Origin of the sequence: Agrobacterium sp. CMT1, from assembly GCF_037203725.1 — a bacterium.
GTDB lineage: Bacteria > Pseudomonadota > Alphaproteobacteria > Rhizobiales > Rhizobiaceae > Agrobacterium > Agrobacterium pusense.
In genome coordinates, this window is sequence record NZ_JBBCAR010000035.1 from 1 (window position 1) to 255 (window position 255).

1 pseudogene is annotated in these 255 nt (G+C 58.0%); it reads right to left on the minus strand.

Annotated features, from left to right (window positions below):
• Positions 1-255 (minus strand): annotated as a pseudogene (gene tuf, locus WA845_RS25235) (elongation factor Tu); the annotation flags it as partial.

The following is a 255-nucleotide window of genomic DNA, read 5'->3' on the forward strand; positions in this document are numbered from 1 at the left end:
GACGGATGCCGACGATTTCGACTTCTTCACCAACCTTGACGATACCGCGCTCAACGCGACCCGTCACAACCGTACCACGGCCCGAGATCGAGAACACGTCTTCGATCGGCATCAGGAACGGCTGGTCGATCGGACGCTCAGGCGTCGGGATGTAGGCGTCAACCGCAGCCATCAGCTCGCGGATCGCGTCTTCACCGATCTTCTTGTCGGAATCTTCAAGAGCAGCAAGCGCCGAACCCTTGATGATCGGAATAT